19 protein-coding genes and 1 other RNA gene are annotated in these 14486 nt (G+C 49.9%); 11 read left to right on the top strand and 9 right to left on the bottom strand.

All coding sequences use genetic code 11. The features are described from left to right. Positions 1 to 36 precede the first annotated feature (36 nt). The 3 genes from WC490_02635 to WC490_02625 are packed head-to-tail and all read left to right on the top strand — an operon-like array spanning position 37 to position 3074. Entirely contained in the window at positions 37 to 1035 is a 999-nt protein-coding gene (locus WC490_02635) for a hypothetical protein (GenBank protein ID MFA5097506.1), read from the top strand. A gap of 23 nt (positions 1036 to 1058) precedes the next feature. Further along, positions 1059 to 2012, top strand: coding sequence for a hypothetical protein (locus WC490_02630; GenBank protein ID MFA5097505.1), 954 nt, complete (start codon positions 1059 to 1061; stop codon positions 2010 to 2012). 3 nt (positions 2013 to 2015) lie between these two features. Next, complete coding sequence (locus WC490_02625; protein ID MFA5097504.1) at positions 2016 to 3074, top strand: cyclic nucleotide-binding domain-containing protein; 1059 nt, start codon at positions 2016 to 2018, stop codon at positions 3072 to 3074. Here the strand turns inward: WC490_02625 and aroA are convergent. The 7 genes from aroA to pyrE all read right to left on the bottom strand — a co-directional run bounded on the left by aroA (position 3071) and on the right by pyrE (position 8697). After that, entirely contained in the window at positions 3071 to 4357 is a 1287-nt protein-coding gene (aroA, locus tag WC490_02620) for a 3-phosphoshikimate 1-carboxyvinyltransferase (protein MFA5097503.1), read from the bottom strand. The two genes, WC490_02625 and aroA, sit on opposite strands and share 4 nt — an antisense overlap. Further along, entirely contained in the window at positions 4341 to 5204 is an 864-nt protein-coding gene (locus WC490_02615; GenBank protein ID MFA5097502.1) for a prephenate dehydrogenase/arogenate dehydrogenase family protein, read from the bottom strand. Before WC490_02615 ends, aroA begins: the two co-directional genes overlap by 17 nt. Continuing rightward, positions 5204 to 6394, bottom strand: a complete 1191-nt coding sequence (locus tag WC490_02610) for a cofactor-independent phosphoglycerate mutase (protein ID MFA5097501.1) — start codon at positions 6392 to 6394, stop codon at positions 5204 to 5206. Before WC490_02610 ends, WC490_02615 begins: the two co-directional genes overlap by 1 nt. Next, a complete protein-coding gene (locus tag WC490_02605) occupies positions 6391 to 6954 on the bottom strand; it encodes a CvpA family protein (GenBank protein ID MFA5097500.1) in 564 nt (187 codons plus the stop codon). Before WC490_02605 ends, WC490_02610 begins: the two co-directional genes overlap by 4 nt. A 34-nt stretch (positions 6955 to 6988) precedes the next feature. Next, positions 6989 to 7453 carry a 5-(carboxyamino)imidazole ribonucleotide mutase gene (gene purE, locus WC490_02600; GenBank protein ID MFA5097499.1) on the bottom strand — a complete coding sequence of 155 codons (465 nt, stop codon included), beginning with the start codon at positions 7451 to 7453 and terminating at the stop codon, positions 6989 to 6991. 84 nt (positions 7454 to 7537) lie between these two features. Then, positions 7538 to 8164, bottom strand: a complete 627-nt coding sequence (gene hisB / locus WC490_02595; GenBank protein MFA5097498.1) for an imidazoleglycerol-phosphate dehydratase HisB — start codon at positions 8162 to 8164, stop codon at positions 7538 to 7540. Beyond that, the gene (gene pyrE / locus WC490_02590; GenBank protein ID MFA5097497.1) at positions 8164 to 8697 is read right to left on the bottom strand and encodes an orotate phosphoribosyltransferase; all 534 of its coding nucleotides are present in this window, start codon (positions 8695 to 8697) and stop codon (positions 8164 to 8166) included. Before pyrE ends, hisB begins: the two co-directional genes overlap by 1 nt. Before the next feature lie 43 nt (positions 8698 to 8740). Between pyrE and WC490_02585 the strand changes: the two genes are divergently transcribed. The 3 genes from WC490_02585 to WC490_02575 all read left to right on the top strand — a co-directional run bounded on the left by WC490_02585 (position 8741) and on the right by WC490_02575 (position 10988). Next, complete coding sequence (locus WC490_02585; protein MFA5097496.1) at positions 8741 to 9589, top strand: shikimate dehydrogenase; 849 nt, start codon at positions 8741 to 8743, stop codon at positions 9587 to 9589. A gap of 93 nt (positions 9590 to 9682) precedes the next feature. Beyond that, positions 9683 to 9958, top strand: a complete 276-nt coding sequence (locus WC490_02580) for a hypothetical protein (GenBank protein MFA5097495.1) — start codon at positions 9683 to 9685, stop codon at positions 9956 to 9958. Further along, entirely contained in the window at positions 9903 to 10988 is a 1086-nt protein-coding gene (locus WC490_02575; GenBank protein ID MFA5097494.1) for a GspE/PulE family protein, read from the top strand. Before WC490_02580 ends, WC490_02575 begins: the two co-directional genes overlap by 56 nt. Here the strand turns inward: WC490_02575 and WC490_02570 are convergent. Continuing rightward, positions 10972 to 11244, bottom strand: coding sequence for a hypothetical protein (locus tag WC490_02570; GenBank protein ID MFA5097493.1), 273 nt, complete (start codon positions 11242 to 11244; stop codon positions 10972 to 10974). The two genes, WC490_02575 and WC490_02570, sit on opposite strands and share 17 nt — an antisense overlap. Positions 11245 to 11309: 65 nt before the next feature. On the opposite strand from WC490_02570, the gene WC490_02565 reads away from it, so the two are divergent. From WC490_02565 to ssrA, 5 genes are all read left to right on the top strand, one after another. Continuing rightward, entirely contained in the window at positions 11310 to 12005 is a 696-nt protein-coding gene (locus WC490_02565) for a lysophospholipid acyltransferase family protein (GenBank protein ID MFA5097492.1), read from the top strand. Between the two features lie 17 nt (positions 12006 to 12022). Next, positions 12023 to 12484 (top strand): SsrA-binding protein SmpB, encoded by a 462-nt coding sequence (gene smpB, locus WC490_02560; GenBank protein ID MFA5097491.1) that lies wholly within the window; start codon positions 12023 to 12025, stop codon positions 12482 to 12484. Next, positions 12477 to 12653, top strand: coding sequence for a hypothetical protein (locus WC490_02555; GenBank protein MFA5097490.1), 177 nt, complete (start codon positions 12477 to 12479; stop codon positions 12651 to 12653). Before smpB ends, WC490_02555 begins: the two co-directional genes overlap by 8 nt. A gap of 12 nt (positions 12654 to 12665) precedes the next feature. Next, entirely contained in the window at positions 12666 to 13121 is a 456-nt protein-coding gene (locus tag WC490_02550) for a hypothetical protein (GenBank protein ID MFA5097489.1), read from the top strand. A 68-nt stretch (positions 13122 to 13189) separates the two neighbouring features. Next, positions 13190 to 13608, top strand: a transfer-messenger RNA (tmRNA) gene (gene ssrA, locus WC490_02545). A gap of 119 nt (positions 13609 to 13727) precedes the next feature. Here ssrA and WC490_02540 read toward each other — a convergent pair. Beyond that, entirely contained in the window at positions 13728 to 14435 is a 708-nt protein-coding gene (locus WC490_02540; GenBank protein MFA5097488.1) for a hypothetical protein, read from the bottom strand. Between the last annotated feature and the right edge of the window lie 51 nt (positions 14436 to 14486).

Below are 14486 nucleotides of genomic sequence, written 5' to 3'. Positions count from 1 at the left end.
AAAAGCGGGTATTTTTTTGCTTTTTTGGGAGATGGCATGACACAACTTTCGGCGGGGGCTGGGATAAGGGGCGGCAGCTTAAGATTTGGTCCGGTCTGCCCTTTGATAGACAGAACACGGCCTTTCAGGCAGCACTTTATAGCCGCAATGGGGCTGGAACACGCCTCTTCGGTGCGTTATGAATTGGCAGGGGCTCTTACTTATATCGATTACCATTCGGCAGAGTTGTTCAAGCACCTTGGGGTCCCAAATATTGCGGATATCGAATTGAAAGAGATAGGAAGGCTCAGGACAGATCTGTTGATGACAGCTTACAGAGGTTTTGAGGACAGACAGGGCTATTATTCCCTGCCTTACACCGGAAGAATTCCGGCTTTGTTCGACGAGTACGTGGCGAATTTGAATTATTTGAGCGCAAATCTGCTGGAAGGAGATACCGCATCCAGCCTGAGAGTTCTTATAGATCAGATCAGTGAAGAAAGAACAAAGCATTATTGCCTGGAATGTCTTAACAATGTATCAAAATTCGTCCTTTACTTGAGAGATGTGTTTGAGGACAGAAGGGCTTTTCTGGAAGGAGATAAAGGCAGCACCAGCACTTCCTTTGATGATGTGCGGGAAGGGCTGGAAGATTTTTGGAGAGAACGAAAGCTCCCGTTCGAGGTCACAGATGATGGGGGCTCGGGACTCAAAGTGGAGATGCCGCCCTCAAGGCTTTTTTCCCTGTTCAATAATCTTGTGTCTAACGGTTTTGTGCACGGGAGACCAAAAGAACCGATCAGGGTAAACCTTGCCGGAGGACCGGGCTTTGTTTTTTCGGTCGCCAACAGCGGCGGGCCTATCCCTGCGGGCAGTTTTGAGGAATATATCGAAGGGTACCCCAGATTGTTCACTCTTAGAAAGAAAGAAAAGAGGGTGCCTATAGGAATGGCGGAGATATGGGACATAATCGCTATCGCAAGAGGATGGCTTATGGTGGACACTTCGCCGGAGCGGACTTCTGTAACCGTATCCCTTCCAAGATCATCGGATTGAAATAAGAGCATAAGGAGCCAAAAATGTTCCACATTGTTTACGGGTCCAGGGGGTCAAACGAGCCGACGAGGGTTTTCTCCAGCAAAAAAGCGTATCCTGAAACCAGATGGCCGCTGATGCGCATGATATCCGAAGGGCTGAGACCGGGGGAGAGGTACATTGACATTATCGGGCATTTTGAGGGGCCTCTTTCTCCGGCAACTGCACAAAGAATACTGGAAATGAGGGCTCCTCGATCAGAGCCTCAGGTGGGACATTTTCCGTTCGATGCTCTAGAGCAGGAAAATGTTGCCTCAAGGAGCAACTATGTAAAAAGCCTTAGGATGGGGTCAAAATGCGACGAGCTTTTTCCTGCTATCTCATGGCCCGAGCAGGTGCTGGCCTTAAGACAAGGCCTGTACGATAATGAGACGGCCGTACCGCAAGATTCCTTCTTTTTCCCTCTAACGCTGGACTGGCTGTCGCAGTTTGGAGGATATCTTTACGAAAAAATAGGCAATCATGAATTGTTGAGAAAAGACTCCTTCACGAACCCGCTGACACTTAGCGTTGAAGACTGTTCGACGCTATTGCAGAGGCTTAATGTTTTTGCCAGGCCGCGGGGGTATTTTTTAAGGCTCCCGAGTTTTTACATGTTCCAGGCTTTGCTGGGTTCCCGGCTTGAATTTGAAGACAGCGAGATCAATGCATTCAGCACGATACAACGCCTGATGGGAAGGACAACAGGCTTCCATTATCTAAGGGATGCGCTTAAGATCTCACTTGTGCCGACGGGAAGCGCCTACTCGGAAAAAGCGGGCTGGAGCAAAGAACCAAGCGTAATGAGCACGGAGGTGAACCCCGTGTTTTATCTGGGGCGGTATCGGAACCCTGGGTTCAGATATATGGACCTGTCAGACCTGCGGGCAGAGAGGGTCCATTCGGCAAGGGAAAAAGTTCCCAACTCCACAGTGATCTTGCAGCGCACGGAATTCTAAACTATGACGAAAGCGTCTGTAAGCAACGCCGGCATAGTAAGGGCCGCAATGCAAAGAGTATGCGGTTACATCCTCCCGCGCTCTATTGAGAGGTCTCTTTCTCTGATTCTTAATGGGGTTTCACACCGGTTCATCGAAAGGGGCAGCAGGATAATCGAGGCGGAAAGATCCGGCTCAGAAGCCTTTATTGTGACAGGAGGCGCCGCCAGGGTGTCAGGAACAGAGATCTTTTGCAGGGCTCCTTCTTTGCTCGGAGAGATGGCTTTGATGGGGGAAACAGGGAAAAGAACAGTTGATGTTTTGGCCGAAACGGACACAAGCCTGCTTGTTCTTCCCGAAGATGTATTTGTAAAAGCCTTTATGGGGTTCCCTCCCGTCTCTCTGGCTTTAAGGCGGCTGGTGGAGCGCAGGATAGAGGAAGCCATGGGCAGGACGGCCGTAAAGAATCCGGGCCAGATACTGGATTCTGTACCGGCAGAAAAGCGCACCATAAATATCCCCTGCACGATAGTCCGCGGCATAGGTTCTTTTAGGGCAGAAAAGATCCGCAGTATGCTGACCGAAGGCATCAGGCCTTCTCCAACGCCGTTTTCGTTCTCGTACATGTGTCCCGGGGACGGGGACCCCATCTATTTGTCCATGGTCTCTCCTCTGGGGTATCTTAAGACCTCGACAGCCACTTATCCTTTCGGCGCCAACCCTTATAATTTTGATGTTTCATTTTTTATCAATTATTTATATTCCCTGGAGCATCACAAAGATTTCAAGATGGTGAACAGCGGGGAATGTCTTGATATATTGTTCAGGCATACAGGGAGCGAGCTTGAGCAATTCTTGTACGGTTTATATGAAAGACAGCGCAATCCATGGCTCAGGGACCACACTTCTTATGATGAAGTCAGGGTCTACAGTCCCATTCCTGTTGCGGATGAGGGAGGGATAAACAGCCTTGGAGGCTTCATCGTCAGCGATTCAAAGGCCGGGAAGGCGATCCTTGAAATAATGGCGCAGACAGGTGTCTTTTATCCGATCTATGACACGCAAGGGGAGCTGCTTTTCTAAACGGTCTTTTGTAGCAGTTCCTTGAATCCGGGGAACGAAGTTTCAATGCACTCCGTATTTTCTATGGTCATTTCATTTTTGGCGGCCAGACCGGCTATTGCAGCCGACATCGCTATCCTGTGATCGCCTAGGCTTTCTATTTCTGCGCCTTTCAGTAAGCAAGGGCCTTCGATGATCATGCCGTCGGGCGTTTCTTTCGCCTTGGCGCCCATTTTTTTGAGCATCCCGCAGACAGCGGCAATGCGGTCGCTTTCCTTAACCCTTAATTCGGAGGCGTCCTTGATAACGGTCTTTCCTTTTGCCCGGGCCGCGGCTACGGCAATTACCGGAAGTTCGTCGATCAGCCTGGGAATGAGGTCCCCTCCTATGGTCGTCCCTTTCAGCTCACTGCTTCTTACAGTAACATCCCCTCTGGGTTCTTCCGAAATCAGCTTTTCGTTGCTGATCTCTATTTTTGCTCCCATTGAACGCAGAACATCGATTATCCCGGTCCTTGTCTGGTTAAGCCCCACATTGCTTACGGTTAGTTCTGAGCCGGGAACTATCGATCCCGCGACAAAGAAAAACGCTGCCGAAGAAATATCTCCGGGAACATCTACATCAGCCGGACCAAACTCTTTGGTGTTACGGACAGAGATCCCATTGTTATCCCTTGAAAAAGAGATGCCAAAGTGACGGAAGATCCTTTCTGTGTGGTCCCTGGAGGGCATGGGCTCGATCACCTTAGTAGTTCCTTCAGCAAAAAGGGACGCAAGCATTATGGCCGATTTTACCTGAGCGCTTGCCACCGGCAGCCTGTACTCTATCGGATAAAGCCTGCCGCCTTTTACTTCTAGAGGCGCATAATTGCCGTCATCTCTGCCTGTGATCGCAGCACCCATGCGCCTGAGCGGTTCTGCCACCCTTTTCATGGGCCTTTTCTTGATCGACTCGTCTCCGGTTATAAGTGTCTGGAATGTCTGGCCTGCCAGGATGCCTAAAAGCAGCCTTATGGTCGTTCCTGAGTTGCCTACATAAAGAATGTCTTTTGGCGCCTTAAGTCCGTTGAGGCCTTTACCAGATACGGACAGCTGTTTCTTTTCGGGGAAGGCCGATATCTCTATACCCATTTCCCTGAAGCATTCAACGGTCTTCAGGCAATCCTCGGAAAAAAGAAAATTGTTGATAGTGCATCTGCCTATGGACAGGGCGGAAAGCATGACGGCCCTGTGAGAGATGGATTTGTCCCCAGGGACCTCAAAACGCCCTTTAAGGTCGGGCCTTGGCTTAACTGTTAACTGCATACATTCCCGCCCTCAGTTCTTTGGCCCTTTTTAGCTCAAGTTCCAGTTCTTTGCCCTTTCCTTCCCTTATCAGGTTCTCCATCCTTTCCAGTGATGCCTTGAATTTTTCTATCATGGCAAGGACCGCGCCCTTGTTGGTTGAGAACATATCAAGGGCCATTTCCACATTGCCCGCGGCTATCCGGGTGGTGTCGCGAAATCCTGAAGAAGCGGCCGCCAGCATTTCGTCCCTTTCCTTTTCCATGCCGGCTACGGTGTTGACTAAAGATACAGCGACCGCGACGGGCATGTGGGATATCCCGGCCACCACAAGATCGTGCCTTTCAGGGGACATTGTCATGACATTGACATCAAGTTTTGAAAGAAAATCTTTAAGGGATTCGATGGCCTTTTTAGGGGTCTTTTCTGTAGGGGTCAGAATGTAATTTGCCCCTTCAAATAGGAACTTTGTTGCTGCTGTTATTCCGCTGTGCTCGGTGCCGGCCATCGGGTGTCCGCCGATAAAAAAGGACTTGCCGGAAACAGACGACTCTATCTCAGCCACTATCGCGGCCTTTGAAGAGCCGACATCCGTTACAATGGCGCCCTCCTTGAGCGAGGGCGCGATCGTTTTTACTATTGCGGCTATCAAGTTGATAGGGGTCGTTACAAAAACAAGGTCTGCGTCCTTTGAGGCTTCTATGGGATCTATGCTGTAGCTGTCAAGCGCGCATTTCTTTTTTGCTTCTTTAAGATGTTCTATGCTCCTTGAAACCCCGATCACTTCCTGTGCCAGGTCTTTGTTCTTTATCGCCATTCCAATAGAGCCGCCGATCAGCCCCATTCCTATTATTGCCACCTTTTTCATTATAGCCCCCCCTTGATGAACTTTGACGCCAGAGTATAACCTTTTGCTATTTTTAAAGGCCCTTTGACGGCTTCTTTTTCGCAAAAACTTTTTACCGAGCCTTTTTTTATTGAGGTGCCGCAGACAACAAAGGGGACAGCGCCCCTTGCATGGGTCCTTATTTTTAGCGGCGTTGCGTGGTCTGCTGTTATGAGCACCTGCCACTCCTTAAAGGCGGAAAGTCCTTTTAGGACGGTACCAACCACAAGCCTGTCAAAGTCTTCTATCGCCTTTACCTTGCCTTTTATGTCCCCGTTGTGCCCGGCTTCGTCCGGGGCCTCCACATGAACAAAGACAAAATCCTTGACCTTAAGGGATTTGAGCGCGTACTCGGCTTTGCCTTTGTAATTCGTGTCCAGATACCCGGTAGCTCCCGGAACATTTATCACATCAAGGCCCGCGTAGACCCCGATGCCTTTTATCAGATCGACAGCGGTTATAACCGAGCCGGTTAAGCCGAACTTTTCTTTATAGGTCGGCATCGACGGCCTCTGTCCCTGGCCCCACAGCCAGATATCCGTCGCAGGTTTCTTGCCGTTCTTGGCCCTCTTTTTGTTCACGGGGCAATCCCTTAGCACATCCACGGCTTTTTTCATGAGTTCGTTAAGAAGTGTAGCGCCTTCGCCTGACGGAAGGTGCGGGTTTATTTTTTTTCCGGAAATATCATGAGGCGCTGTGCATTTTGCTTTGCGCGCCACGCCTTTGATAACGCACAAATGTCTGTAGCTGATCCCGGGATAGAAATGGACTTCAGGGGTTCCAAGTTTCAGGTCGAGGGTTTCTATCAGGGACCTGGCCTCCTCAGTTGTTATATGGCCCGCGCTGTAATCGTCCATGACGCCGTCTTTAATGGTCACCAGATTGCATCTGAATGCAACATCATCATCGCCTATATCGATCCCCATGCTGGCGGCTTCAAAGGGTCCTCTGCCCGTGTAATATTTGAGCGGATCATATCCAAAGAGCGACAGGTTGGCCACATCAGAACCCGGCTTTAGCGAGGGCGGGACAAAATCCGCAGTGCCGCACAGCCCGGAGGCGGCAGCAAGGTCCATGTTAGGCGTTTTTGCAAATTCAAGAGGTGTTTTGTTGCCCAGTTCTTTTACCGGAGTATCGGGCATCCCGTCTCCCACGAGGATGATGTGTTTCATTTCTTTTTGCTTCCGCTATCTGCAGGCGAGGGGCTGTCAGATAATGCAGGTATAAACTTATTAAAGTTGTACATATCTTTTGGCGCCATCTTAAAGATGATCCCTGAGGTGTATTCCAGCGCCGGCTTGAGCGCTTTGATGCCTTTTGAAGTGTCCATCTGGGACAGGGCTTCTTTGGGCAGAGGGAACAAGACCGTTAACTGCAGGACTATCCAGACCATGATGATGCCTTTTGCCGCTCCGATGAGCGCCCCTCCGAGAAGATTAAGAGGTCCCAGTATGCCTCTTCCTACAAGTTTGTGAAGGAAGCCGCCGGCAAAGGCTGTGACCAGATAGACGCCGATAAAGATAAGCACAAAAGCTATTGTATATATGATATTTCCCGGCAATTTCATGTAATTGGTCAGATATAAGGACAGCTCTCTGTACCACAGGGCTCCCAGCCAGATGGAGAAAACAAAGGCCATGATGTCAAAGACAGCCCTGATGAGCCCCCTCATCAGTCCGCGCAGGGTAGAAAAGGCAAGGATGATAAGGATGGTGATATCGATGTAGTTCATATATTGGTTGAGACGCCCCGCCGGGGCGTCTTTACTAGATTCTCCCTCTAACCTTTAGTTCTTTCTTCATCTTTTGCAGTTCCTTTTTTAGATATGTGTATTTGAGCGCCAGTATCTGCGCGGCCAGTATCGCGGCGTTTTTGGCTCCGTCAACCGCAACAGTTGCTACCGGAATGCCCGGCGGCATCTGGACGATAGAGTATAGAGAGTCAAAGCCCCCGAGCGACTGTGAAGAAATAGGCAGTCCGATGACAGGAAGTGTCGTGTAGGAAGCGATCACTCCGGGAAGGTGCGCTGCCATCCCTGCTCCGGCGATGAGCAGGTCATAGTTCTTTTCGGCATTCTTTGCAAGCCCCATTACTTTTCTGGGATTTCTGTGGGCCGAAGCCACGATGATCTCGAAAGAGATCCTGAACCTTTCAAGGACCGATATTCCGCTTTCGAGTTTTGGAAGGTCCGATTTGCTGCCCACTACGACCGCGATCTTAGGGTTTTTCATGATATCTCCTCGTTCAAAACGGCATATTGCTTATAAGTAAATATATTATAGCGGGAGACAAAAAGCAAGAATGCGAAAGGAGTTCTACAATATCCCCTTTGTCGACGGCACGCCCTTTTTTCGCGGGTTGATCTGGCAGGCTCTTGATAAAGCGACCGCAAAGCCTTTAAAGATCGCCTCTATCTTGTGGTGAGTGTTTTTTCCTCTGATCAGGTCTATGTGTAGAGAGATCCCTGCCTTAACGGCAAAGGCCTCAAAAAACTCTCTAAGCATTTCTGCGTCAAGAAAAAGCTGGACGGTTTCTTTGCCTATCATGACAAAAACGGGTTCCTTTGCGAACTTTACATTAAAGGTCAGATGCGGTCTGCCCGAAAGGTCTACTGCGGACCTTACCTCGGCGAGCGCCTCGTCCATCGGTATTATCGCGTGTCCGTACCGCTCGATCTTTAACTTTTTTCCAAGCGCTTTGTGAAAGGCATCTCCCAGGCAGATGCCGGTATCCTCGACCAGATGGTGAAGGTCCACCTCAAGGTCCCCCTTTGCGGTCAGCGAAAGGTCAAAAAGCCCGTGCTTTGCAAAAAGGGTGAACATGTGCCCGAAAAAAGGTATCGGATAGATTATGTTGCTTTTGCCCGTGCCGTCAATGTTCAAAGTCACTTTTACATGCGTTTCTTTTGTCTTTCTCTCAAGTTTGATTAGGCGTTTTGCCACTAGATAAGCTCCTCTTTTTTGAAGATAGGGTCATAATCGTACTCCTCAAGGGCTTCGTCGCCGCCTTCCTGTCTATCCACCACGCAGATCACTTTTATGACCTTGCAGCCTATCTTTTCTACCGCCGCGATAGCCCCCAGGGTTGCGGTCCCCTTTGTTATGACATCATCAACTATCACAACATTCGAATTGGGTTCGATGATCCCCTCGATCTCTTTCTTCATCCCGTGCTCTTTTTGCTGTTTGCGAACGATGAATGCAGGTATGGGTTTTTTTAGATCTCTGCTTAACAGGGAAACGGCTGCCGCTATCGGATCGCTGCCTATAGTCATTCCTCCAATATATCTCACATCAAGCCCCGCTATCTTTCCGAGTATAAGCCTGGCTATTAAATAAGAGCCCTGCGGATGGCAAGTGGCCTGTTTGCAGTCAACATAAAAATCGCTTGTTCCGCCCGAAGAAAGCTTGAACTGCCCGGTTTTGACGGCTCTTTGCTTGAGGAGAGCTTTTAATTGTTCTTTTTCGGAAGTCATCTATATGTATTATAACACTTATGGATGCTATAATTTCCCTAGCATGCCAAGAAAATTCGTCTATCTCATTGGGAATCCGGTTGAGCACAGCATCTCGCCTCAGATGCATAATGCCGCCTATAAAAAGCTGGGGCTGGATTTTGAATACCTCGCAAGGCAGGTAAAGGAAGAGGACCTGAAAAAGGCGGTGGAAAGCCTGAGACTTCCCGATGTCGCAGGGGCCAATGTAACGGTCCCTTACAAAGAAAAGGTTGTGCAGTTCCTGGACGGGATAGACGAAGAGGCACGGCTGATCGGGGCGGTCAACACTGTTGTCAACAAAAGCGGCAGACTGCTGGGCTACAACACGGACATGACCGGCTTTCTGGATTCTCTTAAACATGATGCCGGCGTAAGCCCGGACGGAAAGATGGCTCTTGTGCTGGGGGCGGGCGGCGGTGCAAGAGCGGTCTGCGCGGGGCTTTGCAAAAGCGCCTGCGGAGCGGTCTTTACCCATGATGTCGAGACGCAGAAGGCGCAGAAACTGGCAAAGGAGCTCAGCGGGACATCCATGACCTCTATCAGTGCTGTAAAATCTCCAACAGAACTGGAAGAACTGTTTGGCAAAGTTGACATCATAATAAACTGCACTCCCGTGGGCATGTTCCCTCAGGAAGAAGCCTGCCCGGTACCGGAAGGCGCGGTATTTTCCCCCCGTCAGACGGTCTATGACCTGGTCTATAACCCGTCCCAGACGCTCCTGGTAAAAAAGGCCAGGGCTAAAGGAGCTGCTGCGGCAACGGGACTTGGCATGCTGGTGCGTCAAGGAGCTGCTTCCTTCAAACTGTTCACGGGTTTAGAGGCTCCGGTTGAGGTCATGATGAAAGCCGCGCAGAAAGCTCTCCTATTGTAGAAGGTGTTGAAAAATCCCGCACACCAAACCCTGTGCCCTCGTCCCCGGGGCTTGGCGCCAAAATTGCTATCCATGCTTTCGGGAGGTGAAATCATGATAGCAAGCTGCATCAGCCCGGAACTTTCTGACAGGGGTTTCCATCTTTACAAAGTCCCGGTATTCACGGAGCTCTCCTACAAAAGGCTTGTTGAAGAAAGAGGGGCCAACTATGTCTTTGACCTTTTTATGGAGATCTGCAGGGAAAGAGGGGTCAGGTTCAACGGTCTTAGGGTACAGAACGGATATGTTTACGCCCTCTTAGGATTTCATTTTGATGGAACAACTCATAAAAACACCGGGATCCAGCGGCGCCGCGGCGCTGATAGATGATGTCCTTGAAAAAGCCGTAAAAAAGAAAGCTTCCGATATCCATTTTGAGCCGCAGGACGCCATGCTCAAGATAAGGTACAGGATAGACGGGATTCTTTGCGAGGCTCTTACCGTGCACCGCTCCATGGTGCCTTCACTTATAGCCAGGATAAAGGTCATTGTAGATCTTGACATCGGACAGACGCGCCTGCCGCAGGACGGAAGATCGCGCCTTAATATAGACGGCAAGGATGTTGATATACGGGTTTCCATACTTCCCACGGTCATTGGAGAAAAAGCTGTGGTGCGCCTGCTTGATCCCCGCACCACAGCGCTTTCGCTGGAAGAGCTGGGAATGGGCAAAGACTGTCTGGCCAGATTTCTGCGCCTCATAAAAAGACCCAACGGACTTATTCTTGTGACGGGCCCGACCGGCTGCGGCAAGACCACCACTCTTTATGCGGCTCTGGACAAGCTCAATTCCTGCGAAAAGAACATTACCACAATAGAAGACCCCGTGGAATACCGGCTTTGCGGCATTACCCAGGTCCTTGTCAACGAGAAGACCGGCCTCACTTTTTCTAAAGGACTTCGCTCAATACTGCGGCAGGACCCGGATATCATAATGGTCGGCGAGATCAGGGACGAGGAAACCGCAAGGATAGCCGTGACCGCCTCGCTGACGGGGCATCTTGTTCTTGCCACCCTGCACACAAAAACTGCCTGCGCCGCGGCCCAGCGTCTTATCGATATGGGGATAGAGCCCTATCTGACCGCTTCTTCAATAACCGCGGTCTTATCGCAGCGCCTTGTCAGGAGAAAGTGCCCTCCGTGCCCCGGGTGTTCCTATTCCGGCTACAAGGGCAGGACCTCCATCTTTGAACTCCTGGAAGTGGACGAAAAGGCAAGGCAGGTGATCTGCAAAGGAGCCCGTCCCGAGGAACTGGCCGATATATGCGGGATCTTTACTATGATGGAGGATGGGCTCAAGAAAGCCGGAGAGGGTCTCACGACCAGGGAAGAAGTGCTGCGAGTTATTGAATGCGATTGATGTCCTTGTCCCTTAGGAGGATGTTTATAGCAAGGCCTACGGTTTTCTGGTAAAGGTTCTTCACAATAGCCCCGAAACAATAGATATAGCCGTAAGGACAGGTCTTGCAGAGCTCGAACCAGGCCGAGGGCGCCACGCAATCGGTACCTGCAAGGTATTTGCACTTTTTGGCCTGAGAGCTTTTTGCTTGCGGAGCTTTACTCTTTATTCCGGCGCCGCATACTTCCCTGTCTTTTTCAACTGCTGTTATTTCCATGCTTCCAAATTATATATCGCTATGCAATTCAATAATTTCACTCTTTGTGATATATTTGTATAGCCATGGCAATACTTGTAAAAACCTTATGGGCTTATTTTATGGCCCTGATGGGTGTGTTCTACTGGACACTTTCGGCGATAGTACAGGACCGCTTTGGAGCGGATAAGAACACCATCTACTGGAAAAATTCGGTGGTCTGGGCGGGATTTTTTCTGCGCCTGTGCGGGATAAGAGTTCAAATAGATGGCCTGCAAAACCTCGAATTTGACGGCCCAAAAGTATATGTTGCCAACCACCAGAGCAATTTTGACATTCCCTGCCTTATGGCTTCCATTAAAAAGCCGTTCAGTTTTATAGTAAAAAAAGAACTATTCAAAGTGCCCATCATGGGCTGGTACATGGGCAAAAGGGGTGATATCGCGGTTGACAGAAAGGACCCCAGAGCAGCGATGAGGACCCTGATAACGGCTTCAAAAAGAGTTTCCAGAGGTGATATCTTCATGGTCTTTCCCGAAGGCACCAGGAGCCGGGAAGGAAAAGTGGGGGAGTTCAAAAAGGGAAGCCTGTTCCTTGCCCTGCAGAACAAGGCAAAAATAGTTCCGATAGGGATCACGGGAAGTTTTGATATTCAAAAAAAAGGAAGCTATATGATCAGGCCAAGTACCGTGCGCATCAATATCGGCGCTCCAATAGAAGCCTCGCAGGACCTTGAGAACGAGTCCATAAGGAAGGCCATCATTTCCTTGATGGCCCTTTGACAAGGTGTTATAATACAATGCCAAAGTATCATAAAACAGTTGCGGAAAACCGCAAGGCCTATTATGATCTTCATATCCTGGAAAAGTACGAGGCCGGGATAGTGTTAAAGGGCGGCGAGGTAAAATCCGTCAGAGCCGGGAGGGTCAGCTTAAAAGAGAGCTTTGTAAGGCCAGAAAAAGAGGAGCTCTGGGTCTTTGGAATGCACATAACCCCGTACAAATTTTCCGGGGCTGATGAGGCGGACCCTCTGCGGCAGAGAAAGCTCCTCCTTTCTAAGCCGGAAATAAAGAAACTGTCCGCCAGGTATTTTGAAAAGCGCCTGGCGATAGTGCCTTTAAAAATGTACTTTTCGGGCAATTTTGCAAAAGTGGAGCTCGGGGTGGGAAAAGGCAAAAAACTGTTCGATAAGAAAGAGGTCATAAGGAAGAAGGACCTTGACAGGGAAATGGGGAGGGAACTCGTTGACAGGCGTGGCTAAAATAGGAAAACAATCGTCTCAAAAACAAGGGGCCAAAAACCAGAAAACCATGCTTGATGTGGTTAAAGCGGCCGAGCAGGAAATAAACCGGCAGTTCCCGGGTTTTTCCAGCTATCATGCCATTAAACTGGCAAAACTCCTGGCGCAGAACAAAGACAGCCTTAAATAGGAAGGGGATAAAATGGTAAAGATACCAGGTTCGATACCGGCGCCGATAGTCCCGCCTAACCAGCCAAAGAAGACCGAGCAGACGAGCGAGGCGGCCAAGTCCAAGGCCCCGGAAAGGGCAGGAGTTTCAAGAGAACCTTTTCAGATGGATTCGCAGGGCCTTGCGGTAAGGATGGCAGCCCTTGCGCAGGATGCAAAGGAAAGGGAGATCTCTTTTGACGAGGTCATTCAAAAGGCCATAAAAGAGACAGGCCTTTCGGAGCCGCAGGCCGCCATGGAAGAAGCAAACAGAAAACTGCAAAAAGAGATAGAAGATGAACTTGATAAGATAAAAAGCAACAAGGACCTGATGGAAGAGGCCCAAGCCTGGCAGGGCCTGGCAGATATCCTTGAACACGAACTTTCCGAGGACCAGGTAAAGGGCTTCCTGTCCATATTGGATCAAGAAATCAAAGGTATCCATTTGTAGCTAATAGGGGGTTTACCCCGAGCGATCCTGAGCGAACGAACGGAGTGAGTGAGTCGAAGGAGAGTCGAGGGGCTGTAAGGGTCTCGACGGAAAGGTTTGGGGGCCCGGAGTGCAAGCCGAGGGTGCTGCTTTCCTCGTAAATAATGGCAGCGCGTCATAAATGCTGACGTAAAACAAGCAATGGCTAATGTGCAGTGGTTTGAAGGTTTCGCACCTTCATTCGCTCATGTTGGCGCCGCAGCTTAATTAATTAGGCTGCCCGTTCTCCGGACTTTTCGGCAGGTCCGGGTTTGAACGTCATAATACCGGATACCCGAGCCCGCGCGCCTGCGGCGGGCGAGGGGAATCTAAACAGAAGGCTGGCCTGCCTGATGGCCCCGTCCTTGGCTATATCATGCGGGCGACAAAAATCAATAGAGGGCTAAGCTTGTAGGTCTTTGGGTCTCTGTCTTTTCGGACGCGGGTTCGACTCCCGCCAGCTCCAAAATTGAGAGCATAGAGCTTAGATCATAGATCACAGAACATAGTTAAAGGGACCCTGAGTTCTGAGCTCTGTGTTCCGAGTTCCATGTTCGGTCCCAACAATGTCCCGTGCCAGACTATCCTTTATCTGCAGTAAAGGTCGTCCTCGAACCGCTTTAGTATTGCAAGGTACTCGTCTCCCACCGACTGTTCCGATACGGCCCCAAGCATCTGTAGCGGAGAAGTGACATCCTTCATCGACTCACTGATGTCCCTGAAGACATGAGTGCTCGGTATCCTGTAAAAAAAGAGGAGCTTGGGCTTGTCATTTGAACTGACAAGGGATGCCAGCGAAACCGGCTTTCCGAAAGAGTCTTGCAGCAAAAGATCAGGCAACTTCTGTCCAAGCAGGCTTATATCGGAAGGATCAAAAGGCTTGCTGCTCACATAAGGGGCGGGCTTGTTCTCTTCGACCACATTCTTTAGAACATTGCCCATGGTGTCAAGGTCCCCCTGGCTGTTGGCGTCAACTATTTTTTTAAAGCTCATAAGGATGTTCTTGAACGCTACATTAGCGTTCTTGTCCAGAACGATCGCCTCATCCATCCTCAAGCCTTTTTTGTTGATCCAATCGGCCAGCAGCTCCGGTTTTCCTGTCGTCTTTTCGGCGGCCCATTTAAGACCCGGGGTGTAATAAAATCTTATGTCGGGGAACTGGGCTTCGTCAAAAGTCGGGTTCTTCGGCCCTATGTGTATAGCTATCACATTTTCCGGAGCGTAGGGCATTGCCGCAAAACAGGCTGAAACAAGAATAGTTGCAGCCGATAATGCAAGCAGCAGTGTCCTTTTCATGTATTTTCTCCTTTTAACAGAGTATGATACACTTTTCTGGGCGGTGTTTCC

The organism is Candidatus Margulisiibacteriota bacterium (genome assembly GCA_041650635.1).
Taxonomy (GTDB): Bacteria; Margulisbacteria; WOR-1; order JAKLHX01; family JBAZKV01; genus JBAZKV01.
This window is presented reverse-complemented; position numbering and strand designations above follow the sequence as displayed.